Origin of the sequence: Streptomyces vastus (assembly GCF_039532825.1) — a bacterium.
Lineage (GTDB): Bacteria > Actinomycetota > Actinomycetes > Streptomycetales > Streptomycetaceae > Streptomyces > Streptomyces vastus.
On sequence record NZ_BAAASJ010000118.1, the window covers coordinates 26,908 to 52,888 of the forward strand.

Annotated in this window: 20 protein-coding genes and 4 pseudogenes; 12 read left to right on the forward strand and 12 right to left on the reverse strand. The window is 69.7% G+C overall.

Translation table 11 applies throughout. The features are described 5' to 3' along the window. The first annotated feature begins 4 nt into the window (after positions 1-4). Positions 5-1,435, forward strand: a complete 1,431-nt coding sequence (locus ABD357_RS37670) for a glycoside hydrolase family 43 protein (protein WP_344395838.1) — start codon at positions 5-7, stop codon at positions 1,433-1,435. A gap of 35 nt (positions 1,436-1,470) precedes the next feature. Here ABD357_RS37670 and ABD357_RS37675 read toward each other — a convergent pair whose 3' ends face one another. Continuing rightward, positions 1,471-2,523, reverse strand: coding sequence for a LacI family DNA-binding transcriptional regulator (locus ABD357_RS37675; RefSeq protein ID WP_344395839.1), 1,053 nt, complete (start codon positions 2,521-2,523; stop codon positions 1,471-1,473). Positions 2,524-2,854: 331 nt separating this feature from the next. Here ABD357_RS37675 and ABD357_RS37680 point away from each other — a divergent pair, with 331 nt between their 5' ends. Then, positions 2,855-4,192, forward strand: a complete 1,338-nt coding sequence (locus tag ABD357_RS37680; RefSeq protein ID WP_425585176.1) for a ferredoxin reductase family protein — start codon at positions 2,855-2,857, stop codon at positions 4,190-4,192. 75 nt (positions 4,193-4,267) lie between these two features. On the opposite strand, the pseudogene ABD357_RS37685 reads toward ABD357_RS37680, so the two are convergent. Next, positions 4,268-4,942, reverse strand: a pseudogene (locus tag ABD357_RS37685) (sensor histidine kinase); the annotation flags it as partial. On the opposite strand from ABD357_RS37685, the pseudogene ABD357_RS37690 reads away from it, so the two are divergent. Continuing rightward, a pseudogene (locus ABD357_RS37690) lies at positions 4,937-5,554 on the forward strand (DUF418 domain-containing protein); the annotation flags it as partial. The pseudogenes ABD357_RS37685 and ABD357_RS37690 sit on opposite strands and share 6 nt — an antisense overlap. Before the next feature lie 80 nt (positions 5,555-5,634). Here the strand turns inward: ABD357_RS37690 and ABD357_RS37695 are convergent. The 3 genes from ABD357_RS37695 to ABD357_RS44955 form a co-directional block, all read right to left on the reverse strand. Then, entirely contained in the window at positions 5,635-6,906 is a 1,272-nt protein-coding gene (locus ABD357_RS37695) for a poly(ethylene terephthalate) hydrolase family protein (RefSeq protein WP_344395841.1), read from the reverse strand. Positions 6,907-7,023: 117 nt separating this feature from the next. After that, positions 7,024-8,418, reverse strand: a complete 1,395-nt coding sequence (locus tag ABD357_RS37700) for a prolyl oligopeptidase family serine peptidase (RefSeq protein ID WP_344395843.1) — start codon at positions 8,416-8,418, stop codon at positions 7,024-7,026. A 424-nt stretch (positions 8,419-8,842) separates the two neighbouring features. Continuing rightward, positions 8,843-9,298: a hypothetical protein gene (locus ABD357_RS44955; RefSeq protein ID WP_425585178.1), complete on the reverse strand. Its 456-nt coding sequence runs from the start codon at positions 9,296-9,298 to the stop codon at positions 8,843-8,845. Between the two features lie 91 nt (positions 9,299-9,389). On the opposite strand from ABD357_RS44955, the pseudogene ABD357_RS37710 reads away from it, so the two are divergent. The 5 genes and pseudogenes from ABD357_RS37710 to ABD357_RS44960 all read left to right on the forward strand — a co-directional run. Further along, positions 9,390-9,659: pseudogene (locus ABD357_RS37710) on the forward strand (LLM class flavin-dependent oxidoreductase); the annotation flags it as partial. 176 nt (positions 9,660-9,835) lie between these two features. Continuing rightward, positions 9,836-10,963, forward strand: a complete 1,128-nt coding sequence (locus tag ABD357_RS37715; RefSeq protein WP_344395844.1) for an amidinotransferase — start codon at positions 9,836-9,838, stop codon at positions 10,961-10,963. After that, positions 10,960-11,811 (forward strand): N-formylglutamate amidohydrolase, encoded by an 852-nt coding sequence (locus tag ABD357_RS37720; RefSeq protein WP_344395845.1) that lies wholly within the window; start codon positions 10,960-10,962, stop codon positions 11,809-11,811. Before ABD357_RS37715 ends, ABD357_RS37720 begins: the two co-directional genes overlap by 4 nt. Positions 11,812-12,223: 412 nt before the next feature. Beyond that, entirely contained in the window at positions 12,224-13,078 is an 855-nt protein-coding gene (locus ABD357_RS37725) for a ribonuclease BN (RefSeq protein WP_425585179.1), read from the forward strand. Positions 13,079-13,148: 70 nt separating this feature from the next. After that, a pseudogene (locus tag ABD357_RS44960) lies at positions 13,149-13,328 on the forward strand (transposase); the annotation flags it as partial. Positions 13,329-13,568: 240 nt separating this feature from the next. On the opposite strand, the gene ABD357_RS37735 reads toward ABD357_RS44960, so the two are convergent. The 5 genes from ABD357_RS37735 to ABD357_RS37755 all read right to left on the reverse strand — a co-directional run bounded on the left by ABD357_RS37735 (position 13,569) and on the right by ABD357_RS37755 (position 17,111). Further along, complete coding sequence (locus tag ABD357_RS37735) at positions 13,569-14,129, reverse strand: CGNR zinc finger domain-containing protein (RefSeq protein WP_344395846.1); 561 nt, start codon at positions 14,127-14,129, stop codon at positions 13,569-13,571. A 35-nt stretch (positions 14,130-14,164) separates the two neighbouring features. After that, a complete protein-coding gene (locus tag ABD357_RS37740) occupies positions 14,165-15,358 on the reverse strand; it encodes a MalY/PatB family protein (protein WP_344395847.1) in 1,194 nt (397 codons plus the stop codon). Next, positions 15,355-15,822, reverse strand: a complete 468-nt coding sequence (locus ABD357_RS37745; protein ID WP_344395849.1) for a DinB family protein — start codon at positions 15,820-15,822, stop codon at positions 15,355-15,357. The genes ABD357_RS37740 and ABD357_RS37745 overlap by 4 nt, the downstream gene beginning before the upstream one ends. Before the next feature lie 301 nt (positions 15,823-16,123). Continuing rightward, a complete protein-coding gene (locus ABD357_RS37750) occupies positions 16,124-16,516 on the reverse strand; it encodes a hypothetical protein (protein WP_425585180.1) in 393 nt (130 codons plus the stop codon). Next, positions 16,437-17,111, reverse strand: a complete 675-nt coding sequence (locus tag ABD357_RS37755) for an ATP-binding protein (protein ID WP_344395851.1) — start codon at positions 17,109-17,111, stop codon at positions 16,437-16,439. Before ABD357_RS37755 ends, ABD357_RS37750 begins: the two co-directional genes overlap by 80 nt. A gap of 160 nt (positions 17,112-17,271) precedes the next feature. Here ABD357_RS37755 and ABD357_RS37760 point away from each other — a divergent pair, with 160 nt between their 5' ends. Beyond that, the gene (locus tag ABD357_RS37760; protein ID WP_344395852.1) at positions 17,272-18,129 is read left to right on the forward strand and encodes a helix-turn-helix domain-containing protein; all 858 of its coding nucleotides are present in this window, start codon (positions 17,272-17,274) and stop codon (positions 18,127-18,129) included. Continuing rightward, positions 18,126-18,320 (forward strand): DUF397 domain-containing protein, encoded by a 195-nt coding sequence (locus ABD357_RS37765; protein ID WP_344395853.1) that lies wholly within the window; start codon positions 18,126-18,128, stop codon positions 18,318-18,320. Before ABD357_RS37760 ends, ABD357_RS37765 begins: the two co-directional genes overlap by 4 nt. Positions 18,321-18,540: 220 nt before the next feature. Here ABD357_RS37765 and ABD357_RS37770 read toward each other — a convergent pair whose 3' ends face one another. Continuing rightward, on the reverse strand, positions 18,541-20,178 hold the full coding sequence (locus ABD357_RS37770; protein ID WP_344395854.1) for a VWA domain-containing protein: 1,638 nt from the start codon (positions 20,176-20,178) through the stop codon (positions 18,541-18,543). Between the two features lie 20 nt (positions 20,179-20,198). Further along, complete coding sequence (locus ABD357_RS37775) at positions 20,199-21,398, reverse strand: AAA family ATPase (protein WP_344395855.1); 1,200 nt, start codon at positions 21,396-21,398, stop codon at positions 20,199-20,201. Between the two features lie 723 nt (positions 21,399-22,121). Here ABD357_RS37775 and ABD357_RS37780 point away from each other — a divergent pair. Both ABD357_RS37780 and ABD357_RS37785 read left to right on the forward strand, forming a co-directional pair. After that, a complete protein-coding gene (locus tag ABD357_RS37780; RefSeq protein ID WP_344395856.1) occupies positions 22,122-22,535 on the forward strand; it encodes a VOC family protein in 414 nt (137 codons plus the stop codon). A 156-nt stretch (positions 22,536-22,691) separates the two neighbouring features. Then, positions 22,692-25,919 carry an ABC transporter permease gene (locus ABD357_RS37785; protein ID WP_344395857.1) on the forward strand — a complete coding sequence of 1,076 codons (3,228 nt, stop codon included), beginning with the start codon at positions 22,692-22,694 and terminating at the stop codon, positions 25,917-25,919. Positions 25,920-25,981: the final 62 nt, after the last annotated feature.

Below are 25,981 nucleotides of genomic sequence, written 5' to 3' on the forward strand. Positions count from 1 at the left end.
GGACATGTCCGCGCTCCGCGCCCGGCTGTCGGCGATATTGCTCGCCGTGTGCCTGCTCTTCACAGGCCAAGCCCTGACCACACCGCAGCGGGCTGGCGCCGCCGATCCGGGCTATCTGATGGCGCACTTCATCGGGGAGGGGGCGACCGGTCAGCAGATCTACTTCTCGCACAGCGCGGACGGCCTGAACTGGAGCGACCTCAACGGCGGCGGGATGGCCCTGCGTTCCACGGTGGGCACGCGTGGGGTGCGCGACCCCGCACTGGTCCGCTCTCCCGACGGCAGCAAGTACTGGATCATCGCGACCGACTTGTGCATCGGCTGCGGCCAGTCATGGGACGACGCCGTGAACAACGCCAGCCGCAACCTCGTGGTGTGGGAGTCGACGGACCTGGTCACCTGGTCGGCGCCGCGGCTGCTCAACGTCGCCGGAGCGATTCCCGACGGCCGCAACGCCTGGGCGCCGGAGGCGATCTGGAACCCGGCCACCAACGACTACGTCCTGTACTGGGCGACGAACTCCACCCTCAATGGCGTACTGAAGCACCGCATCTACTACGCCCGCACCAGCGACTTCCGCACCATCACCACCCCGCAGCTCTACATCGACCGCCCGGGCACCCAGAACATCATCGACACCCAGATCGTCGAGGTCCCCGCCGGTGTCGGCGACTACCGCTACGTACGGGCCTCCGGTGACGGCCAGATCACCCTCGAAGGCAGCAACTCGATCCTCGGCACCTGGACCAACCTCGGCAACCTCTCCGGCATCGGCCTGACCGGCTCCCAGGTCGAGGGTCCGATGTGGATGAAGTTCAGAGACCGCAACGAGTGGGCCCTCTACCTCGACCAGTACGCCTCGGGACGCGGTTACATGCCGGTCACGACGACCAACCCGTCCGCCTCCGGCACCTACCGGCTCCCGGCGTCGGGAAGCTACAACATGGGCGGCACCAAGAAGCGCCACGGCTCGATACTGAACCTGACGGCCGCCGAGGAGAGCCGCGTACAGGCCCGCTGGGCGAACACCCCGATCAAGCGGCTCCAGTCGTACAACTTCCAGGACCGGTACGTGCGGCACGCCGACTTCGACGTGCGCATCGACCAGAACATCACCGGCCCGGACGCCCAGTTCCGGCTGCGTCCCGGTCTGGCGGGCTCCGGCACCGTCTCCTTCGAGTCGGTGAACTTCCCCGGATACTTCCTGCGGCACTCCAACTACGATTTCCAGCTGGCCTACAACGACGGCACCGGTCAGTTCGCCGCGGACGCCACGTTCCGCCAGGTCGCCGGGCTCGCCGACGCAAACTGGTCGTCGTTCCAGTCGTACAACCACCCCGACCGGTACATCCGCCACTACGGGTACCAGCTCCGTCTCGACCCGATCACCACGGCGACAGGGCGGGGCGACGCCACCTTCCGCGTGACGAACTGACCCGACGCCGACGATGCGGTCCGTGCCCCGTGCGGTCAGAGTGTGCTGTTCCCTCGCCGTACGGGGCCTCGCGTGGACCGGCGAGGGGCCAGGACCGGCTGCACGAGCCGATGCCGGTCCACACAGGTGCGGGCGTTGATGAGAGCGATCAGCAGGTCGACCGCTTCGTCGCTCACCCGGTCCGGGCGGAGGCTGAGCGTGGTGACGGGTGGGGTCGTCGTCGCGTAATCCGGATCCTCGCTGATGCACGCCACCAGCAGATCCTGCGGCACTCGAAGCCCGTGGTGCCGGGCGGCGGCGAGGATGTTGTGACCGGAGTCGGAGTAGATGCCGATGACGGCGTCCGGTCGTGGATCGCGGTCGAGCAGCCGGCCGACCGCGTCCCGTTCAGCCGTGAAGTAGTCGGGCAGCGAGGCGTACTCCTCGACGAGGGCGGGCATGTCGTGCTCGGCGCACCAGGAGGCGTAGGCGCGTCCGATCAGGTGCGGGTACTCGTTGTCGTGCAGCGGCTGGGAGAGTGCGATCCGCCGGGCGCCGGCCTTTGTGAGGTGGTCGAGCAGGAGGCGCAGGCCCGCGTCGTAGTCGATGTCCACCCACACGTCGCCCCAGTGCGGCTGGGGCGGCCGGCCGTCGCAGACCATGGGGATGCCACGCTTCCGCAGGAGGGAACGCACCGGGTCGTCGGCGCGCGGATCGACGTGGATGACGCCGTCCATCGGCGTGTTGAGCCACATCCACGGCGTCAACGAACTCGGCATCACCATGAGCAGGTAACCGCGCTCATGCGCTGCGGAGATGGCGCCCAGCGCCAGCTGTGCGTAGTACGGGATCTCGGTGTACGGGACGGGAAGGTCGCCGTATGCGGTCATGGTCAGACCGAGCACTCCGGTGCCACCGCGAGCCAGGGCACGGGCCGTGCTGACCGGGGCGTAACCGAGTTCGCGTGCCGCGGCGAGCACGCGCTGCCTGGTCGCCTCGGACAGCCGGCCGGTGCCGTTGAGCGCGTTCGACACCGTGGCCGTGGAAACCCCGGCCCGTGCGGCCACGGCACCGAGCGTGGGGCGTTGCCAGACACGCGAGCTTCTCATGTGTTCCTCAACAGTGCCTGTTGTTCCCAACAGCCCCATGACGGCTTGTGGTTAACACCTTAATCACTCAGCGTACGCGGCGACAGCGGCCGGGTCGGGAGTTATCAGATGCCAGATGTTCGCAGTACAAGCCTGTAAGGCACGGTATGGTCCGCTCGACCAGCGTGCCGATCGCGGAACAAGAACGGCCGAGGCCCAATAGAGCCCTGGTTGCGCCAAGTTCCCATTTCCTGCCCCGACCGGGGCCGTATCGGATCAGGACGCTCGGGTCCTCGCGACCTCGCGGGTGGCGGGCGCGAACGCGTCACATGGACATAAGTAAGGGGAAGCGGTGGAGGCGACGAATACACAGGTGCGGCCAGGCACCATACCTCCGGTCGTTGCGGCGCGCTGGGCGCTGTGGACGTTTGTCATCTGCAACTTGGTGATCGTCGAGGCCTTGTTCCTCACCGCCGGGACCGGCAAGAACGGGGTGCTCACGGTCGCCAAGTTCTTCGGCCTGCACGCCGCCGTGCTGATGCTGTTCCAGCTGCTGCTGGTGGCCCGGCTGCCGTGGCTCGACCGCCGTATCGGCATGGACCGGTTGACGGTGTGGCACCGGTGGGTCGGCTTCACCCTGCTGTGGACCCTCCTCACCCACGCCGTGCTGGTGGTGCTGGGCTACGCGACGCTCGATGACGCGTCGATGACGAAGACGTTCTTCGCGCTGGCCGGAGTGCCGGCCTCCCTGCTCGGGATGCTGGCCGCGGCGATCGTCGTCGTGGTCGCCGCGGTCTCCGCCAGACAGGTGAGGCGGCGGCTGCGGTACGAGACCTGGCACGGCGTGCACCTGCTGCTGTACCTGGCGTTGGGGCTGGCATTCGTCCACCAGTTGCAGGAGACCACGACCTTCAGCTCCTCCGCGCCCGCGATGCTCTACTGGTGGGCCCTGTGGCTGTTCGCGTTCGGCGCCCTGGTCACGGGCCGGATCGTCATGCCTGTGTGGCGCAACGCCTATCACCGATTCGAGGTTACGGCGGTGGTGCCGGAGTCGGACGACGTGGTGTCGGTGCACGTCACCGGCCGCCACCTCGACAGGCTGCCGGCCAGAGCGGGCCAGTTCTGCATCTGGCGGTTCCCCGGGCACAACCACTGGTGGCTGGCCAATCCGTTCTCGCTGTCGGCGGCACCCGACGGCCGCACATTGCGCCTGACCGCCAAGGCGGTGGGCAGCACCAGTGCCGGTCTGCGGCAAGTCCCGGTCGGAAGCCGCGCGTTCGTCGAGGGGCCGTACGGGGCGTTCACCTCGTTGCATCGAACGCGGCCCGGCGCGCTGCTGATCGCCGGAGGAGTGGGAATCACGCCGGTTCGAGCCCTGGTGGAGGAGGAACCGGCCGGTGACGTCGTCGTGCTCTACCGGGTGCGCAGCGAGGACGACGCCGTGCTGGTCGACGAGGTACGAACTCTGGTCGCGGACCGCGGCGGGCGGCTGCACCTGCTCGCCGGCCGCACGGGGGAGACGAGCCCGCCGTTCGAGCCCGACAGCCTCCTCGCCCTGATTCCCGACATAACCGAACGCGACGTTTACGTCTGTGGTCCGCCCGCGATGACATCGACGGTGCTCAGCACCCTGCGCACGCTGAAGGTTCCCCACCGGCAGGTGCACGCCGAGCGGTTCGGCCTGGCCTGACGCGCGCGGGGGCGACCGAAGCGATCGAAGCCTCAGCGCAATCCACGCACGGGCTGAGGACCGGCCTGGTCGGTCTCAGTCCGTGCTGAGGGGAATCCGCAGCCGCACCCGGTAGCCGCCCTCCGCGGTCGGGCCTGCCTCCAGGGTGCCGTGCAGGATGTCGGCCCGTTCCCGCAGGCCGGCCAGACCCTGCTGGGAACCGGGGAGGGACAGGGAGGGGCGCGTGGGCGGGGTGTTGGTGACGGTCACTCCGACGTCGCTGGCGTCCTGCCACAGCTCGATGCGGGCTGTGGCGCCGGGGGCGTGCTTGCGGACGTTGGTCAGCGCTTCCTGGACCGTGCGGTAGAGGGCCCGTTGGGCGGGTGTGCCCACCGTGGGCGGAAGCTCACCTGTCAACTGCGCCTGGGTACCGCTTGATTCCACGAGTTTGTGCAGGTCGGCCAGGGTGGGCTGAGGAGTCAGCTCGGTGGCGCGACCGCCGGAGGCGCGCAGCAGCGTGACCATGGTGCGCAGTTCGTCGAGTGTGGTGACGCTCAGCGAACGGATCGTGCGGGCGGCCTCTTTGGCGTCCGCGTTCTTGGCGGCGACCTGCAGGGCTCCGGCCCGTACGGCGATCAGGCTGACCTGGTGGGAGACCACGTCGTGCATCTCGCGGGCCAGCTGGGCGCGTTCGCGGGCGAGCACGGCCTGGGCGTGCAGGGCCCGCTCGTGCTCCCTGGCCTCCTCGATTTCCGCCAGCCGCAAAGCTACCCGGCCCTGACGTGGATCCCGTTCGTCATCGCCGGCATGGCCGTCGCCCGCCTCGACCTTGCCGCCACCGCCGTGCGTGTACGCCTCGCGCTGACGGGTGTCGCGCTCGCGGTCATCGGCTACGGCGGCTCCTGGCTGGCTATCCATCTCGTGCCCGGCGCGATCTCCGCGATCGGCTCAACCGGGCAGGGCGGTGACCCGGCGAGCGCGTGGTGGTCCGACACCGCCGGTTTCCCGCTCGATACCAATCCTCACTGGCTGCTGGCGGCCTCCCCGCACAGCGAGACGACCCTGTCGATCGTCGGCAACACAGGCGTGGCGATCGCCGTCGTGACCGCCTGCCTTGCCGCCATGGACACCTTCCCCCGCCTGGGCCGCCTGGCCGGGCCGGTCGTCGCGGTCGGCTCCATGTCGCTGACGGCCTATGTCCTGCACATCGTCGGCATCCAGCTCCTTGGCATTGAGGAACTGCCAGGATCGCCGCCGTACGTACTGCTCGGCTTCATCATGGCGGTCATGGTGTTCGCGACCCTCTGGTCCCGGTACGTCTCACGCGGCCCGCTGGAGTGGCTGATGGCGAAGGCGTCCGGCGTCGCGCGCCACGTCCGGTGAACGGAGCGCCGACGACTCGGCTCGCGGCTGAGCGCGGTACCCGCCCGGAAGCCTCCCGGGCGGGCACCGGCCTTCGCCGGTCAGAACTGGCAGGTGTCCATCCAGCGCGTGACCAGGGAGGTGTTGTTCTTGTCGGCTTCGCGGGCGGGACCGCACAGGAACTGGCTGAAGCGGGTGTCGGCACGCAGCCAGAGGCTGAAGAACGACACGATCCACTTGCCCTGCTTGGCCTTGTTGCCGTAGCCCGTCATCGGACACAGATGGTCGCCTGGAACCTCGATGTACAGCTTCTCGGCCTGGGACATGGAGTTGTACCAGGGCACCGCGTAGCTGTTGCCGCCTGCGACAGCGTCGCTTTGACAGGTCATGAAGAAAGTGGGCTCGGTGACTGTGGAGAAGTTCCCGTTCACGTAGTACGGGGCCGTGGGCACGCCCGCCCGGAAGCGCGAGTCGTCCCGGAGGGCCGCCATGACGCCACCGCCGCCCATCGAGTGACCGGCCGCGCCCAGCGTGCCGTTGACCTTCCCCGATATCGGGTTGCCGGTGGCGTTGCCGAGCGCTAGTAGCTGGGTGCCGGCAGCGGTGATCTGGCGGCCGCGCGATTCGGGATCGTCGGTGAGTGTGTTGGTTCCGACGTTGATGACGACGAAGCCCCATGAGGCGAGGCGGGGTGCGAGCCACTGCAGGTTCTGCTGTGTGCCCTGATAGCCGGGCATCAGTACGACGCCCGGGTACGAGCCCCTGGTCGTCGGGTACGTGACCGAGCCGGAGCCGTACCCGCTTGGGTTGGGAACGGTGTAAGTGGCGGTGGTCAGCGGCCCGTTGGCGGCCTCGAGGGAAGCGGTCGTCGGGTCCGGAATCCCGTTGCCCGGAGGGGTGCCGTCACCGGAGCCGTACACCTGGAACTCCCACAGCGAGTAGCCGTAGGCGGTGCCGCGCTGGGTGCCGTGGACGCGGACGTACCGGCCGCTGCCGTTCACGTCGAGGGTCTGTACGCCGCCGGTGCCTGTCGTGGTCGAGTAGATGGTGGTCCAGGCGGTGCCGTTGTCGGAGGTCTGGATCTGGAACGCGCGGGCGTACGCGGCCTCCCAGCGCAGCACCACTTGGCTGATGGTGGCGGTGGCGCCAAGATCCACTCTGAGCCACTGCGGATCACTGAACGTGCTCGACCAGCGCGTCCCGGTGTTGCCGTCCACTGCCGCTGACGCGGAGGTGGATGCGTTCTCGGTGGACGAGGAGGTCGCGGGCTTGCCCTGGGACAGCAAGTCGGCGGCGGCCGCCGGCGGGGCGGCGGCTGTCAGCAGAGTCAGCGCCAAGCCGATGGTGGTTACCAGTGCGATCAGTGCCGTCATGGCACGGGAGCGGGTCTGTAACGGCGCATTCGTGTCGGTTGAACAACTGGATGGACGCATTGACTTACCTCCGGGAAGCGGTGAGAGCGCGGGAACCGGATAGCGAGGTGTGGCCGGCTACCGGGACTGTTCGAAGAGCCAGTCGATGACCACGTCGTTCTCGTACGTCTGGGCCCATGACAGGTGTGGGTTCACCGGTGTCGTTCCGGGCGTGTAGCTCGTGAACAGGACGTGACTGCGCGTGGCCCGGGCCTGCCGCAGGAGCGCCCGGGAACGGGCCTCGAACTGTGCCTTCGGCAGATCGTTGGCCCACTCCCCACGGGTGACCCGTGCACCGGCGGTCTCCAGCGCGCTCATCAGTGTCCAGGTGCCGGGATTGCCGAACCGGCCCTCCCGGTAGGGGACGACCGGGTCGTCGACGGAGTGGTCGGCCCAGATCGGGATGTGCGTGACCCTTTCCATGGCGGCCGGGTCGCCCCAGCCGGCCGTGGGCAGGGCTGCCGCGAACACGTCGGGTCGCTTCGCCAGCAGGCTGTAGATACCGCGCCCACCCGAGGACAGGCCGACGAGATAGAGCCGGGCTGTGTCCACGTTGCGGGCGTGCTCGTTCACGAAGGTGTCGATGAGTTCGGTCAGCGCGGCCTGGACCTTGGCGTCGGTCCAGTCGGTGCCGTCGGGTCCGTCCATGGGACGGGGCAGGGGGATCTGCGGAGAGAGGACGAACGCGGGGTTGCGGCGCTGTCGTTCCGGTTTGGCGAACGTGACCGCGATCCGGTTGGAAGTGAGCTGGGTCATGTTGTTGTCCGCGACTTCGCCACCGCCGTGCAGGGTGACGACGAGCGGGTACCGCTTGCGCGTCTGCGGGTTCCGTACGAATCCCTCGGGCTGGTACAGCCGGAAGTCCAGTTCGAAACCTGCGGAGTCGGTGAAGGAACCGGCGGCGAAGTCGTCGACCACGGGATTGATGACGCCGTCGTTCCGGCTCGCGAACGGACCCGCCTTGAGTACGAGTTGACCTCCTGGGGTGCGCACGTCCTCCACCTGTCTGACGGCGTACGCGCGGTCGAGCGGAAGGGGATCGGCGCCGGCGGCCCGCGCGTTGGAGTCGTTCGGGTCGAGTTCGATGATCAGGCGGTCCCCCGGCCGCCCGGGGTGAGATCGGCCGTCCACTTCGGCGGTGGCGTTGGAGTAGACCCGGGTCACCGTGCGAGCCGCTGTTTGCCCGCCCACAGTGGCCTTCACCTGGAAGGCCGAGGGCGGGATCACCCCGCCGCGTAAGTCGATGCGATGCGAGTACTGGAGGGCGACGGCTGTCACCAGCCAGTTGTTCCTCGGCGTCACCCGCGTGACGAGGTCCGTTCGCAGCACCGGATTGAGTCCGGAGGCCGCTTGTCGTCCTTCAGTTGCGGCTGTCGTGGTGTCGGCGGCCGCGGGAGTTGCCGTGCTCACCGCCGGCGCTGCGACGGCACCTGCGGTGACAGCGAGCACCGTACGTCTGGTGATCCATCTCATGCGTCCTCTTCTCGGTCGGCGGGGCACCCGGACCAGGTGCCTCTGCGTGTGGATCCGGTCGCCCGGCTCGGGCTACGGAGCGGGCGGCTCGGCTGCCGCGGCAGTCGTGGCAGTCGTCGAAGCGACTGGTTCACGGTCGTTCCACTCGACCTCGCCCTTGCGCACGTCGGTGGCAGAACCCCGCGGGGACAGCGCGCCGAGACGGTTGCGCGCCCGGCGGCCGCGCAGGCAAGAGGCCACCAGAGCCCAGGCGACGCCGAAGTCGGAAGGTGGAGGCGGCGATCGGAGCGAAGCCCAGGGCTGCCGGCATGGCGGCGCTCGCTTTCTCGGGGACGGCCCTCGGCGGCGGTGGGCGGGGGCTGTGCGAGGGCAGGCCGAGGTGTTATGCGAGAGTTTCGGAGCACGGACGGAACGGTGTCCAGCATCAAACCGAGATCTGTCCATGCGACAAGCGCATCAATGCGAGCGGGCGCGCCCTGTGACGAGGTGAAGGACGAGAACCGCCTGAACGGTCGCGGTGGACGAGCTCGCAGGCGATGCGACGGTACAGGGACGGGTGCGCCGCCCCGGCGGCGGATGCAAGCGACCCTGGCCTGGTGCCGGCGGTCGAAGCCCTGATCGAGCCGTTACACCGCGGTGCACGCAGCAGCCCGTCGACTACGGCGGCGGTGGTGAAGTACCGGCCCACCACGGCCCATTGGAAGGCGTCGTTGCGGACGACGGAGTTGACGGCCATCGCGAAGACCAACAGCGCGGCGACGGCTGTCAGCCAGCGGCCGATGTGCCGGCGCGGCACGATTCGCGGCAGGTCATCGGGGGTGTTGGGGTTCCGCCCCTTGTCGGCGGGAGCGGTGACGTCGGAGGGCAAAGGTGTGACCATCAGGAGGCTCTCCGGTCGGCAGCCCGCGCAGGACTACGCCGAGCAGATCGACGACATCCTCGCCCTGCTGGCGGGCACCTACCGCCCCCTGGAGGGCGTCGTCGAGTTCCCGACGCCGGAGGAGGCGCGCGCCCACGCGTGGACGGACGAGGACCGGGCCCTGGTCCAGGACCGCCTCGACACGCAGTTCGTCGGCTCCCCGGGCCGGGTTGCCGATCAACTGGAACAGCTCCAGGAGGCCACGGAGGCCAACGAGTTGCTCATCACGACGATCACCCACGACCATGCGGACCGGGTCCGCTCGTACGAACTGCTGGCGGATGAATGGCGCCGACGGGGGCACTCGTTCCATTCGAGCTGATGCTTGAAGGAGTAAGGCCGTCATGACTGATCTTTTACGGGCGGGCCCCGTCCGGACGTGGTTCGGCCTGACCGGTTCCGCTTGTTGACGCGGACAGCCACGCCACGCCACCTTGAACAATGTGTTGGGCAAGAGATCGGATGACCATTTCCGCGCTCGGAGGCGGTTGAGTATCGATGCCGGCGCCATCGTCCACGGCTGACAATGCTGCGGAGGCTCTCGTTCCGCCGGTCAACTCGCACAACGAGTGGGACCCGCTGGAGGAGGTCATCGTCGGGCGTCTCGAGGGCGCGACGATCCCCTCCCACCACCCGGTCGTGGCCTGCAACATGCCACCGTGGGCGGCGCAGTTGCAGGGGCTCGCCGCCGGCTTCAGGTATCCGCGCGTGCTGACCGAGCGGGCGCAGCAGGAACTCGATCAGTTCATCGCTCTCCTGCGGTCCCTCGGCGTCACGGTCAGGCGCCCGGACGCGGTCGACCACAGGCGACGCTTCGGCACCCCCGACTGGTCGTCGCGCGGTTTCTGCAACACCTGCCCGCGGGACAGCATGCTCGTGATCGGCGACGAGATCATCGAGACCCCGATGGCATGGCCGTGCCGGTATTTCGAGACCCATTCCTATCGCGCGATCCTCAAGGACTACTTCCGGCGCGGCGCACGCTGGACGGCCGCACCCAAGCCGCAGCTCACCGACGAACTGTTCGACGCGGACTTCTCCGTCCCCAAAGCAGGCGAACCGGTGCGCCACATCCTGACCGAGTTCGAGCCCGTCTTCGACGCGGCGGATTGCGTGCGCGCGGGACGCGACCTGTTCGTCACGCGGAGCAACGTCACCAACCGGATGGGTATCGAGTGGTTGCGCCGCCATCTCGGACCCGGTTACCGCATCCACGAGAACGAGAGCCGCTGCCGCACGCCCATGCACATCGACACCACGTTCGTCCTGCTCGCGCCGGGCAAGGTACTGGTCAATCCGGAATACATCGACGTCGACCACCTGCCCCACGTGCTGAAATCGTGGGACATCCTGATCGCCCCCGAGCCCAGTCCGATCTACGACCCCTTGCTCAGGATCACCTCGATGTGCGGCAAGTGGCTCAGCATGAACGTACTCATGATCGACGAGAAACATGTGATCGCGGAGCGGCACCACACCGACATGCTGCGCGCGCTCGAGAGGTGGGGGTTCGAGCCGATCCCCTGCGACCTGCGGCACTACGCGCCGTTCGGCGGCTCATTCCACTGCGCGACACTCGACATCCGGCGTCGCGGCACACTCGAGTCCTACTTCGACAACGAATGAACGACGTGCCGGCCTCCTACCAGCTCATGCCGGGCGCACCGGACTCTCCGGTGATCCTGCACGTGCCGCACTCCTCGCGGGCGATACCTGCCGACGTACGGGCCGGGATCCTGCTCGCCGATCGAGAGCTGGAGCGGGAGCTGGACCACATCACCGACTCGCACACCGCTCGGATCGCGGCGGAGGCCGCCTCTCGTGCCGCCACGGAGCCATGGCGGTTCGTCAACCAGTTGTCGCGGCTGGTCGTCGACCCCGAACGGTTCCCGGACGAGCGGGAGGAGATGCTGGCCGTGGGCATGGGCGCGGTCTACACGCGGACCACCCACCGGGAGGAGCTACGGCCCGCCGACCACGACGGACAGCCGCTCATAGATCGGTACTTCCACCCGTACGCCGCCGCCATGACGGACGCCGTGACCGAGCGACTGGACGCCGTCGGACGAGCCGTGATCATTGACGTCCACTCCTACCCGACCGAGCGCCTGCCCTACGAGCTCCACGGTGAAGACCCCCGGCCGCCCGTCTGCCTGGGCCGGGACGCCTTCCACACCCCGGCCGATCTGCTGGCCCACGCCGAGAGGGCGTTCGCGGGCTTAGGCGGCACGGCAGTCAACAGTCCCTTCAGCGGGACGTACGTCCCGCTGAAGTACTACGGGAACGACCCAAGGGTCAGCGCCTTGATGATCGAGATCCGGCGGAACGTGTACATGTCGGAGCCGGGCGGTCCGGCAGGCACCGGCCTCGATGCGCTCGCGGGCGCACTTTGCGAACTGGTCGACATGGCCGGTGCCGACGGTGCCGACGGTGCCGACGGTGCAGCCGGTGCAGCCGGTGCGGCACGGCCCTGACACGCGCCCGCCTCCCCCAGGAACGGGCTCGAGCCACTTCATTTTCCCCGGAACGCGTACCGAGGACGCTGAGCCGGTCGCAGATCGGGAGCGGGCGGGGCACGCTGGAAGCAGCCACTCGCGCTGCTGCGGCGCGCGCGGCGCGGGGACGAGTCACACGCCGGTGCACGGGAACAGGACGAGGTGACCACGCATGCGCCACGGGGTCGTGCCACCAATGCGCCTGGCCTGTCGGGGCCCTTTCGGCGAGGAGCGGGGCGGCGGGCATGACCAGCCTGTCGGACCCGGGGAACCCGGGGAATCCGGGGAACCCGTCGGATCGTCGAGCCGGTCTGAGCCAGTCGGCTCGCCCGGTGCTCCGGATTCTTCCGGGGCGACTGATTCTCGGGTCCCCTCGGACGCGGCCGACCCGGTGAGCGCAGGCATCAGCCACCTCCGAGGCCGCGGGCACCGGAGGAGGGAACTGGGCCGCTTCATCCACATCAGGAGTACGCGCGTATGGCAGCGCGGCAAGGAAGTGGAGCTGCTGCACCGGGCCATGGGCTTCGCGGCCCTGGGGCTGGTGACGATCGCCCCGCTGCTGATCGTGGTCGCGGCGACCGCCCCGATCCAAGAGCGCGGCTTTGCCCAGTGGGTCGTGGACGGCATGGGGTTGTCCGGGCGTCCCGCAGACGCCGTGCAGGATCTCTTCGCCACGCCCCGCAAGGTCCTGAGCACGACCAGCGTCCTGAGTGTGGTGCTGCTCGCGCTCTTCGGCGTGCCGTTCGCGGGCAGTGTCCAGACCGGTTACGAAAAAGTGTGGGACCTGGCGGCCGGACGCTGGCACACCGTATGGCGACGCGTGGCGTGGCTCGCCGCGCTGACGGCCTACCTCTTCGCCGTAGCGCAAAGCGGGAACATCCTGGGGCCGGGAGCCCTGGGCACATGGGCCCGCATCGGACTGTCCTCGCTGCTCGGCTGGCTCTTCTTCTGGTGGGGGCAGCGCTTCCTGCTGGGCGGCCGGATCTCCTGGCGCGCCCTCCTGCCGGGCGCCATCGCCACGATGGTGGGGCTTGGCGGCCTGCGTGTGTTCTCCTCCCTGGTCTTCTCCCCGCTCATCGTGAGCAACGCGGTCTCGTACGGTGAAGTCGGCACGGTCCTGATCGTGACGTCCTGGCTGGTCGGAGTCGGGTTCGTCGTCTTCGGCGGCGCCCTGGTCGGCCGCTACTGGTACCTCCATGAACCGCACCACATTCCGCACCCGCACGCCCACTCCAGGAAGCGCTGAAGCGTACGCCGACGCATGAGCCGCAAGTCCTACGAGCCGTGCTCGACGAGCGTGCCCTGCCGCCCTTGTCATCGTCAAACGCTCCGACGACACCACCGGCTTCGTGGTGCTCCCGCGCAGATGGGTGGTGGAGAGAACGCTGAGCTGGCTGATGCGCTCGCGCCGCCTGGTGCGCGATGTCGAGACGCTGCCTGCCATGCACGAGGCCATGGTGCTGTGGTCGATGTCCATGCTCATGAGCAGGCGCCTGGCCGGACGGCGGTGGACACACCGCACGGCCTGGTCGTTCATCATCACGCAGGAAGCGCAGTCGGGGGCGTTGGTGGACCACCTTGATCATGAGCGTCATGGATGAGTCCAGTGGAATCCGAGGTCGGGTGATCAGTACCGTGCCCTGGCCGCCGTCTACCTGCGCCGGGTGGCCACCCAGGACCTGCACTCTCGGTACGGCAGGGGCTCCTGCCGGGCGGCAGACGATGCTCGGAGGCGGTCAGCGTGCTGTCCCCTGCCGCCGCTTGCGGTAGTTGGCCACCTTGTGTCGGTTCCCGCACTCGGTCATGCCGCACCAGCGGCGGTTGGAGGACCGCGACAGGTCCACGAACAGCCGGGTGCAGTCCTCGTTGAGGCATTCCCGCACGCGAGTGAAGTCGGTGCCGCCCAGAAGGTCCACTGCGTCCCGTGCCACCGCGCCGAGCACCTCGTCGATGCCCCCGGTACGTGTCAGGCGACCGTCCTCGTCGAGTTGGAGCCTCGGCAGCGGCAGCCGGGCCGTCTCGTTCACCTCGGCGAGGGCTTCCCGCACCTCGCTGTCCGCGGGCGGTGTCAGGGGCCATGCGCCAACCAGCGCGTACACCGCTTCCCTGAGACGGCACATTCTCGACAGGGCGCGTGCGTCCAGAAGGCCGGGCGCGTCGAGCAGTCCGGCCTGGTGGATCCAGCGTCGCAGGTCGTCGGGGGAACGCAGCAGTTCGGTGCGTCGGCTTCGTCGCCAGAGCAGCGTGCCCGCGAGGTCCAGGGAGAGCCGCCCGCTGACGAAGACGAAATCATTCACACGGCCATGGTGCCAGGTGGCGTCCGGCACCGGCGTCACCCCTCCTGCCCGCCCAGTGCGTCGACGACCCGGCCCAGGATCTCGTCGAGCACCTGCTGCGAGGTGGCGAAGTTCAGCCGCACGAACCCCTCGGTGTCCGGACCGAAGGGCGCGCCGCCGTCGAGCAGGACCCGGCCGTCCCTGAGCACTTTCTCCACCGGCGGTTCGTCCAGGCCGAGCGGCCGGGTGTCCAGCCATGCCAGGTACGTGGCCTCGGGCAGGTGGTGGCGGATCAGCGGGAGCCGGTCGCGTACCACGTCGCGGATGCGCCGACGATTGCGGTCCAGCACGGTCAGGAGATCGCGCTGCCAGGCGTCGCCGTGTTCCCACGCGGCCAGGGTGGCGATGACACCGAGGGGTGAGACGGTGCCGTACAGGTCGGGCGGTTGTGCGTCCCGCAGCGCGAGGAGGCGGTCTGGGCCGTAGTGCGTGACGGCGCAGCGGATGGCCGCCAGGTTGAACGCCTTGGTCGCGGAGGTCACGGTCACGGTGCGGCGCGCGGCGTCGTCGGACAGGCTCGCGAAGGGGATGTGCCGATGGGCCGTGTAGGTCAGCTCGGCGTGGATCTCGTCGCTGATGACGAGCAGATCGTGTCGTCGCGCGATGGCCGCGATCTCGCCGAGTTCGTCGGGCGTCAGCACCCGGCCGGTGGGGTTGTGGGGGTTGACCAGGACGATTGTCTTGCAGCCGGACCGCTTCACCGCGGTGTCCAGGGCGGCGAAGTCCATCCGCCAGCCGTCGTCGGTGTCCTTCATCGGGATGGGCACGATCCGCCGGCTCATCGTCCGCAACGTCGACAGGAACGGTGGGTAGTTGGGAATTTGCACCGCCACCGCGTCCCCGTCCGACGTCGCGAGGTGAAGGACGAGTTGCAGACACTGGATGAGGTCGGTCTGCTCGCGCACGCGGTGGGCCGACGCGGCCCATCCGTGGCGCTCGGCCATCCGCTTGGCGAAGGCAGAGCGCAGCGGACTGCCGTCCGGCCAGTCCGGGTAACCGAGATCATGGCGGTCGACGGCTTCGTGTAGCGCGGCCACCACCGGCGGCGGGGTGGGGAAGTCCATGTCGGCCACCCACGCCGGCAGGACGTCTCGCTCCGGACGGTGCCATTTCACGCTGCCGCGACCGCGCAGCCGGTCGAGGTCGAGGTGGTCGAAGCCGGGTATCCCCCGGGCCGGTGCGGGCCTCATGCCGGGACCCCCGCCTGCAGCAGATCGCGGGTGATCTGCACCTGCCCGTGATGCTGGGCCAGTTCCTCCAGTACGTGAAGCCGGACGCCCCGCACGCTCAGGGGACGGTCCGGCCCCTCGAAGTCGGCAGGGGGTGTGTTGCGCGGCGGTTGTGATGGCAGCGCCTCGCAGAGGTCTGCTTGCAGGCGGGCGAAGAGCGCGTCGACCTGCGTCCGCAGACGGGGCACGTCCCCCTTCGCCGTGAACTCGGAGGGACGGTCGCGGTCGACGCGGCGCCCCGCGATCACGTGGCCCAGCCAGTAGTCGGCCACGGCAACGCAGTGGTACGCGATGGCGTACGGGGAGTTGGCGCCGGGCAGGTGCGGCGCGGTGTTGGCGAGGTCATCACCCAGTTCTTCCAGGGCGCCGAGCATGCCGTCGAAGGCGCGGCGAAGAAAGTACAGGTACTCGTCGTGCTCGTGCATGGTGCCTCCTGTCGGTCAGGAGTACCAGCATCGGTCGGGAGAAGACACCTGTCAAAGTGGTGTCTCATCGACTTGATCAATATAGCTTATGCGTAGAGATAAAAGAAATTAGAGTGCAGGTCGAGTCCATTGAGAGGGATAATGTAACCATGTTGAGCAGTGTCTCCGAGTTGCGGTCTCCTCCGTCGGCGGCGACCCCGTTCCCGTCTCGCTGCCCGTGGGTGACACGAACGTGAACAAGCTCTGTGGCCGATGACCATGCTCATGAGCAGGCGCCTGGCCGGACGCCGCCCAGGCACCTTCAGCCGGCCGGCGCCGCGAGCGCGGTGAACACCCCGGGCCGCACCTGACGGGCCCATCCCCGCTCCACCAGACGTTTCGCCTTCGACCGCAGCCCCTCGACCTTCGCCGGGACCGCCTCCAGCCCAAGAGCCACGGCCAGCTGCTGGCAGCGCACGCCCTCCCGGCCCGCTTCCGACTCCAGCACCGACACAATGCGCTCGTAGTCCGGCGCCAGCACCGACGCCTCCCTGCCCTCGGCCCGGTGCGGCACCACCGATCCCGCCACCGCGCTCCGCGGTTCCGCGACCACGCAAGACGGCTCGGCCAGCACCTCAGTCACCGTCACACGGGCATCCACCAGCCGCTGAAGCGCAGCTTCCGCCTCGCCGAGCGCAGCCCGCAACCGCGCCACCTCCTCCCGGACCTTCTTCTCCCGAGCCTCCAGCAGACCGAGCACCGACGGCACCAGCCACCTCCACAAGCGACCCGAGCGGACCAACCACGCCCATCTCTCCCGCCGCACAGCGGAGTTCATGCCCACCACAGCCGAACCAACCGATCACGTTCGGAAAGCGGATGGCTTCTGAGACTTCCGCCCAGACAATCTTGCCGCTGGGCGGGTACGGCTCCGTGCCCCAGCGGTCGGCCAGTGCGGCGATCAGGAGGAGGCCGCGGCCGGACTCGTCGTCCGGCTGTGGTTCCTGGGGGAGCGCGGGCAGCTTCTCGCCGCGGGTGTCGGTGGCCTCGATGCGTACGACTCCCGTCGCTTCGTCGAGCGTGAGTGTGAGCTTGAAGTCCCGGCCCTGTACGCGACCATGCAGTGCGGCGTTGGCGGCGAGCTCGGCGATGATCTGCTCGGCGCGTTCGGTGACAGTCGGTGATGCGGGCCAGGTGCGGAGTTCTTCGGCGGCGAGCAGCCGGGCGAGGCGGGCTCCACGGCGGGTGGAGGACAGGCGCTGCGCGAACGTGCGTACGGAGGAGGTCAGTTGAGGTGCGGTCGCGTTCATGCGGCCACCGTGGCGGCCGGGAGGGGGTGTTTGCCAGTGACACGCCCCGTACGCTGCGTCAGCGTACGGGCACATTCGGTGGACGGTACGTAGATCTTTCCGTCACTCTGGGTGCGTCGATCGCGGGGCATCGCACGAACGCACCTGGAGGTAGCCGCGTATGACCACCGACAACGCCGAAGCGACGGGCGACGCCGACTGGGAGCGGGAGCCCGACCCCTCCGACAGTCTGCGGACCTTCGGAGCCGTCGTCCAGGCCCTGCGCGAGCATGCCGGGTTCAGCCGGGTCGAGTTCGGGGGGCTGGTCCGGTTCTCCAAACACACCGTGGAATCCGTGGAGTTGGGGCGGCGGATGCCGGACGAGTCGTTCGTGGAGCGGGCGGAGGAGGCGCTGGGCAACACGGGTGCGTTGCGGAAGTCGGCGAGATTCCTGACGCGGGGGGAGGCGGGGCTGGCGGCTTGGTTCCGGCGGTGGGCTCGGCTGGAGAAGTTGGCTGTCAGCTTGTGTACGTATGAGTGCAGGCTGGTGCCGGGGCTGTTGCAGTCGGAGGGGTATGCGCGGGCGGTGTTCGAGGGCACGATTCCGGTGGTCTCGGACGAGCGGCTGGAGGCTCTGCTCGCGGTGAGGACGGATCGGCAGAGGATGCTGTACGAGCGGCCGACCGTCCCCTTCAGCTTCATCGTCGAGGAGCATCTCTTTCGGCGTCGGTTCGGGGACGCGGAGCAGATGCGGGGCATGTTGGACCACGTGCTGGAGCACAGTGCTCCGCGCAACGTGACGCTTCAAATCGTGCCGCTGGACGGCGGATTGCATACGTGTCTGGATGGCCCCGTGCAACTGCTGGAGACACCGGAGGGGCGGCGGTTCGCGTACTCCGAAGGGCAGCAGAACGGGCGCCTGATCGCCGACGTGAGAGAGGTGAGTCTCCTCCAGCAGCGCTATGACACACTGCGCTCGCAGGCCCTCAACCCCAAAGACTCGCGGGGCCTGTTGGAGCGACTGCGAGGAGAGCTATGAGCACGACGGAACTCGCCTGGTTCAAGTCCACCTACAGCGGCAGCCAGGGCGACAGCTGCATTGAGGTCGCTGTCACCGAACAGGCCATCCACGTACGGGACTCCAAGGATGTGGCGCAGCCTCACTTCGCCGTCGGGCGTGAGGGATGGTCACAGTTCGTGGGGTTCGTGAGCTCCGCGCCGAGGGCCTGAGGCTGAAACCCGCGCATCCCGGCGGTGACGCTGCGGCGTACGCCGCCGGGAGGCAATCGACTTACCGGGTACGTCAGTTGGGCAAAGTAACCCGCTCGACATAGGCGACCTTGACTGAACCGATCTCGGACGGGCTGCGGTCGTCTTCGAACTGGGCGTACTCGTCGACTGGGGAGCGTCGCCACGTGGGGCGTGTCGGGGGCGCGGGGAGCAGGCGAGGTCAGATCACGCGGAAGAGGTCTGCGGCGGCGTGGACGTCGGTGAGGTCATCGATGGAGCGGAGGTTGTCGCACAGGGCGTCCAGGACCGAGCCGGCTTCGGCGGCGGGCAGGGTGCCGATGGCCACGCCGAAGACGCGGAAGCCCAGCAGGTGTTTGGCGTCGTTCCAGCCGCGCGTCCATTCCTCGGTGACGTCGCATTCGTCGTCGGTGAGCATCACGATGTCGCCGCGCGTGCGGGCGGCGTCGTTGAACTCCTCCTCCAGCAGATCGCGGGCTGCTGTCAGCGGCCTCTGGTAGCTGGTGCCGCCGCCGAGGAAGGTCTCCGCGAAGTCGAGGATCTGGGCGGTGCCGGTCGGCTGGTCGGCGGGGAAGCGGAAGACCTGGAGCTTGTCGGCGGCGGCGAACAGGATGCCGACGAAGTCACGCCCCGCGTGGCGGGCCTGGTCCAGCAGCGCGAGGGCGCACGCCTTGGCCCAAGCTTCCCGGGTGATGCCGCCGGGCCCTTCCGCGTACATGGAGTGCGAGGTGTCGACGCACGCGATGATGGCGCCCCGGCCGGTGGTCTGCTCGCCCTGGCTGTCGTAGAGCATCAGCTCCCCGGCGGCGTAGCGCGCGGCGAACACCGCACGCAGCTCAGGCAAGCCGAGGCCCGCCAGCTCGGAGGGGATGACGCGGGAGAGGTCGTTGCCGAGCGTGACGCCGATCAGCTCCCCGGCGGCGTTCTCCACCTTGCGGGCGCGTTCACCGTCGGCCATCTGCCGGAAGCGGCCGATCAGTTCGGCCCACTGTGCGAGACGGCTGGTGCGCAGCCGCTCGGCGAGCCGGGCGCGCTGGTCGAACGGCATCCGCTCCAGCTCGCCGGGGCCTACACCCCATGCCCGCATCAGCGCCGCCTCCTCGCGTACGGCCTCGGCGGCCTTCGCCACCGCGGTCCGCGCGGCGGCACGGATGCCGGCGACTGCCGCCGCGAGGGCCTGCGCGGCGTTCTGAGCGGCCTGCCGCGCAGTGGTCTCGGCCGCCTCGGCGGCTTCGATCGCCCGTTGTACGGCGTCGGCCGCCGACGCCGGCACGGTGCCCTCCTCGTCAGCCTCGTCGGCGGCCTGCTGGAGTGCCTCGCCCACGGCGGTCGCCGCGCGTTCGGCGTCCTGCTGGGCCTCCTTCGCCTGGTCGGCCTTTTCCCGGGCATCCCGGGAGCTCTCCAGCATCCGGCGCAGCGCGGCAGCCTGGGCGAGTACGGCCATGGCGGCGGCATAGGGGTCGCCGGCCGTCTCTCGGCGCAGCTCGGCGAACTCCCATGACTCCACCAGTGAGGTGATGACCTGGTGGTTGACGAGCCGGGAGGGGTCCATCTGCGCGCGCTCGCGCAACCGTGGCCTGACCTTGTAGGCGGCCAGGAACGCGTCGGTCAGGAGGTCGGTGGTGCAGGTGGTGTGGTCGTAGCGCTCGTTCAGCTCCTGCGCCAGCTCGCGCAGTCCGGCCGACTGCTCGTAGGTGTCGCGCCATGTGATCTGTTCGAACCGGTCCGCGACCACGGCCGCGGTGTGCCGCTCGGGAGCGGCGGCGGACAGGCCCAGCCACTTCCCGGCCCGGCTCGCCAGCTCGTTGAGCGTGCTCGGTGTCCTGCCCGTCTTGCCCATGGGCCTGATCCCCCCGGTGTTCAGAGCTGGGCCTGCACCATGCTCGCGTCCATGCCGAGGGCCTCGGTGAGGACGCGGGCGCGGACGGCGCGCTGGCGGCCGGTGACTCGGTCGATGGCGGCGGTGGAGCGGCCGGCGCCCGCTGCCTCCTCGCCCAGCTTCTCCAGCCGCTTCCCCGCCATGGCGAGCTGGTTGTGGGCCTTCTTGATGACCCACTCGCTCAGCGCCTCGCGGGACTGCCCTGCCATGGCGTCGAGCTGGGCCTCCAGCTCATCGATGGCGTCGGCCAGGTCGAGCACCTCCTTGGCGTCGGGGTTGACCAGATGCAGCACCTCGCGCTCGACGGTCGGGCGCTCGGCGGGGGAGTCCCACAGCACGTGAGTCAGCACCGACAGGTCGGTCTCGGCGACCGCCGGGCGGCCGTCGAGGTACGCGGACGCCTGGAGCAGGCCCACCGTCTGCCGCCAGCGGCGGTCGGAGGCTACGAGTTCCTTGCGGCGCAGGGCGGCCCGCAGCGTGCACACCGCATCCACGATTCCCTCGGGGACGTCCACGGCCGGGACGGCTTCGGTCACGGCGTGCTGCAAGGCGGCCAAATCGATGGTGGTCCGTGTCGGTGCCGCCGGGCGGCTGACGGCGGAGCGGACCAGCGCGGCGAAGTTCGAGGGGTCTGCCAGGTACCCGACCTCGATCCGCACCAGCAGCCGGTCGTAGATGGCGGCCGTATCCTCTCCGCCGGGCAGTTCGTTGCTCGCCGTGATGGCCCCGATCAGGGGGCAGCGGATCGGCTCGCCGCCGTTCTCGGGGTGGTAGATCCGCTCGTTGAGGTAGCCCAGCGTCTCGTTCAGCGCCGCCGTGGAGCACTTGAAGATCTCGTCGATGAACGCGACATGCGCGGTCGTGGCACGGCCTTCGTACACCTGGCGGTACTCGCCCCGGGCCAGCGCGGCGACGTCGATGGGACCGAACATCCTCGTCGGCGCGGTGAACTTCGACAGGAGGATCTCCCAGTACGACGCCCCCTCGACCCTGCTCGTGAGCTCCCGGGCCATCTCGGACTTCGCCGTTCCGGGCGGGCCGAGCACCAACGAGTGCTGCCCGGCCAACAGGGTCACGACCAGCGTCCGCACCACGTCAGCCCGCTCATAGAAACGGTCCGACAGCTCGTCGCTGATCGCCCGCAGCCTCTTGGCCGCGTCCTGCGAGTCCGGTAAGTCCATATTCAACTCCTTGCCCGCGACGCCCTGTTGGGCTGACGCGACGGCCCTTTGCCCGAGCAAGATAACCCGGAGACCAGAACGCCCTGGTCTCCCCGGTCCACGTCCAGCCGTACCTGCCGACAAGGTGAAGGAACTGACCGACACCGCCGTCCGGCGATCGGCGCGGACGTCATCGCGGTGCGCAGGCTCGGCGACGACGCCGAAGCCCTCTGGCGACGCCCGGGCGAGCCTCGCCCAGGACTGAACCAAGAGCCGGCCGCGGACGCCGCCTCGGCAGAACTGCTGCTCTTCGTGAACGAGGCCGCTGAGTGTCAGTCAGTCGTGGTCCTCGATCCGCCACTCGTCGTGCCAATCCACGAAGGCCTTGACGGTGGAGCGGTCGGTGGCAAGGCGGCGCGCCGCTCATGTCACGCGCTCCGCCCTCCCGGCGCACGACGGGTGGCCGCTGTCGCTGTGCGCGCCCGATCGGTCCGCTACGAGGCGACCGTCCTCATGGCGGCCATCAACGAGAGGCTGTGAACAGGGATGAAGGCATCCCCGGCTCAGGCCCGCGCGCCGCCGTCGACCCGTAGGACCGTGCCGGTCACGTAGGAGGAGCGGTCAAGCCACACCGGCCGCACTTCAGCGTCCCCCGATCAAGACGGTCGCAGTCGGCAGGCCGTTGTCAGTGCCCCGCGCTAGTCTGCGCGCATCTGACCGATTTCCCCGATCAGGGAGGTTTTGATGGCCACGCGGCTCAATCCGTATCTCAGCTTCGACGGTGACGCCCGGCAGGCGTTGGAGTTCTACAAGGAGGTGTTCGGCGGCACGTTGTCGGTGAACACTTACGCCGAGTTCGGGCAGGGGGACACGCCCCTCGCCGACAAGATCATGCACGGCATGCTGGAGACCCCGAGCGGCCTTACCCTGATGGGCGCCGACGGCGCTCCGGGGGAGGAGTACAAGCCGGGCAACAACTTCTCGGTGGCTCTGACCGGCGAAGACGACGCCGAGCTGCGTGGGTACTGGGAGAAGCTGTCGGCCGGTGGCTCGGTGTCGGTGCCGCTGGACAAGCAGATGTGGGGCGACGTATTCGGTATGTGTACGGACCGGTTCGGCATCCAGTGGATGGTGAACATCAGCGAGGCGCAGAGCTGAGCGCAGAACGGGGCGGGGCGGAAGCAGATTCCTCCGGTTCCGCCTCGTGCCAAATGCACTGTGCCCGTCCGCTTCCACACCGTTGCGGGTCTCGAACGTACCGACCCATACTGTGCCGGACTACGGGGGGAGACCGGGCAGTTGAGCGGGAGACGTATGCCTGCCGCGGTGCGGGGGACCGGGTATCACGGGCTGGTGCTGGGCGCCGCGGGGCTTGCCGTGCTGCTTGCCGCCACCGTGCTGGCGGCGCTCGCGGCGCTCTCCGAGAAGGCTGTCGAGGGCGGGGTGCAGCGGCGGCTCGCCGGTGATCCCGAGGCCGTGGTCGATGTCTCCGGGGCATACCCGTCGGGTGGTGTGGGGGAGCTGGACGGTCTCGTACGGGCCGCTGTCGGCCGTGCTTTCGGTGGCGTGCCGCATCACACCTGGTCCGCGTTACGGGTCCCGGCTGTCCGGTCCTCCGAGCTGAGCGTGACGGAGGCGGGCGGCCGTCGGCGGGACGATGCCAGCTTGTCTGTGGTGGCTCTTCAGGAGACGCGGCGGCATGCCCGGCTGGTGGCGGGCCGCTGGCCGAGCGCGGCCGGCGCGGGAGGAGTCGTCGAGACCGCGCTCAGCGATGTGTTCGCGGTGGAGCTCGCGGTGCGGCCCGGTGACGAGCTGCGGGTGCAGTCGGATGAAGGGCCGCAGGTGCGGATGCGGGTGGCCGGGCTGTACCGGGCGGACGGCCGCAGCCCAGCCGTCTGGGCGAACCTGAGCACCACCACCTTCGGTACGTCCGACTCCATTGCGCTGGTGGAGCGCGAGGCGCTGACGGCGACGCCCGGTCTGGCCCGGGACGCGGGCGTCCTCTGGCTGGGCATTCCGGACACAGGCGGGCTGCGGCTCGGCGACATCGGGCCGTTGGAGCGGCGGGCCGGACGGTTCGGCGGCAGCGACGTGACGCTCTCCGTGTTCCGCGGTACGAAGCCCACGACCGAGCTTGTTGCCAAGTCCACCCTTGACGATGCGCTCGACGACCTGACGGCCCCCATCGCCGTGGCACGGGCCGGCCTCTACATCCCGGCGACCCTGCTCGCCGCCCTGGCCGCCGCGTCCCTCGTACTCACCGCGCGCCAGCTCGCCGAGCACCGCCGCCCCGAACTCGCGCTGCTGGTCTCGCGCGGGGCCGGAACCTCGCGGCTGGCCCTGGCGACGGCCGTGCAGTGGGCGGCCGTGGCCGTGCCCGCGGGGCTGGCCGCGCCGTTCCTCGGCGGTCCGCTGTTGCGGCTGCTCGACGGCGCCGGGCTGATCCCGGGCGACGTACCCGCATCGGCGACGCTGACCGCGGGCTGGGCTGCCGCGCTGCTCGCCGTCGCGGTGCACGGTGCCGCGCTGCTGCTGCCGACCGTGCGGACCGTACGGGACCGGCATGCGGTGCGGAGGCTGAGGCTGCGCCTGGGGCGGTTCGCGGGGGCGCAGCGGCTGGGCGCCGATCTGGGGCTCGCGGCTGTCGCCGTGCTCGGCTGGCTGCAGCTGCGGCAGTATCGTTCGCCGGTCACGGGCGGTGGCGTCGACCCCGTACTCGTGCTCGCGCCCGTCGCGATGACCACCGCCGCGGCGCTGCTCGTCCTGCGGGCGCTCCCGGTGCTCGCGCGGGTCACCGAGCCCCTGGCGCGGCGCGGCACCGGGCTCGTGCTGCCTCTCGGCGGCTGGCAGATCGCGCGGCGTGCCGCGCGGCACGCCGGGCCCGCGCTGCTGGTGACGCTCGCCCTGGCCGTCGCCGCGCTCAGCAGCACCGCGCTCGCGATCCTGGACCGCGGCGATCACGACCAGGCGGTCTTCCGGGTCGGTTCCGACCTGCGGATCGACCCCGGCGGGCGGCTCGCGCCCGCCGAGCGGCGCACGGCGTACGCGGCACTGCCCGGCGCCCGCGCCGTCACCCCCGTCGTCGACACCGACGGCTACCTCGGCCAGAGCTGGGTCACCGTTACCGGCATCGACACCACGCGCGGTCCCGCCCCCGCCCTGCGGCCCGACCTCAGCGACCGGCCGGTGTCCGAGCTCGTCGCCCCGCTCGGCCGGAACATCCCCGCGTACGGGCTGCCGCTCGACGGTTCTCCGCGCGAACTCCCGCTGCACGTACGGCTGTTGGCTGGTGGACCCGGAACCCCTGTGCCTGTGCGGCTCACCGTGCACTTCGTGGACGCGGACGGCCTCGCCCACGCGAGCGAGGTCGCGCTCGAGGACACGGACGGCGCGGCTCGTACCGTACGGCTGAAGGTTCCGGCCCAGGGGGATGGCGTACGCATCGTTCAACTCGGCCTGAGCATGACCGGCGAGAGCGTACGGCGCACCTATCGCCTCAGCGTCGACCGCGTGCCCGGTCTCGCGCGGCCCGCTGCCTGGCGCGATGTGCGCCCCGATGCCCCGGACCGGCGGGTCGCCGGCTGTCCCGCGGCCGAGCCCTCGAAGAGGCCTGGTAGTGCTCCGGGGCCCGTACTGTGCTCCGATCGCCCTGCTCCCGGCACCCTCCTGGACGCGGTGCTGCGCGGCCCCAATACCGAGCTCAAGTACCCGACATGGAGCGTCAGGCTCGGCACCGACCGCGCCAAGGGGCGGCCTGCCGCGCCCGCGCTCGCCGACCGGACGTTGCTGGACTCCGGTGTGGTCCGCGTCGGGGACACGGTCAGGTTGCAGCGGGCGGGCGGCGGCCTTGCCCGTATCAAGGTCGTCGGGGAGATCGATGCCGTGCCGGGCGCCGAGCGCGACGGACCCCGGTTGCTCGCCGACTCCCGTGCCATGGCGGCTCAGTTCGTACTCGGCGGTGCGCTGCCCGGCGCCGACACCGCCTGGTGGGTGGCCGCCGAGCGCGGGGACGCGGGCGCCGCGTTGCGCGCGGTTCGGGCCGACCCCCGGCTCGGCACGGCCGTCGACGTGCCGGGGACCCGGGCCCGGCTGGCCGCCGACCCGCTGCGGCAGGGCGCACGCGGGGCGCTCACCCTGTGCCTCGTCCTCGCTCCGGCCTTCGCCGTCGTCGGCTTCACCCTGCACACGGCGCTCTCGGCGCGGGCCAGGGCCCGGGAGTTCGCATTGCTGCGGGCCCTCGGGGTACGACGCCGCCAGCTCGCCGGGTACCTGTGGACCGAACAGTTGGCTCTGGCCGGCGTGGCGGCGGTACTCGGCACGGTGCTGGGCACCTTGCTCGCCGCGCTGATCATGCCGGTGGTCACGGTCGACGACACCGGCCGGCCGGTCTATCCCGGATTGCTGACCGAGGTGCCGTGGGGGCGGGTGGTGCTCACGGCAGCGGCGACGACGTTGGTGATCTGCGGCGTGGTGACTGTGGCGGCGCGGTTCCTGGGGCGGGTTGATCTGGCGCGGGTGTTGCGGGCGGGGGAGGACCGGTGAGGCGCGTCGTGTGGCTGCCGGGCGCTGTCGGCTTGGGCCGGGTTGCGGGCCCAACTGCCCTT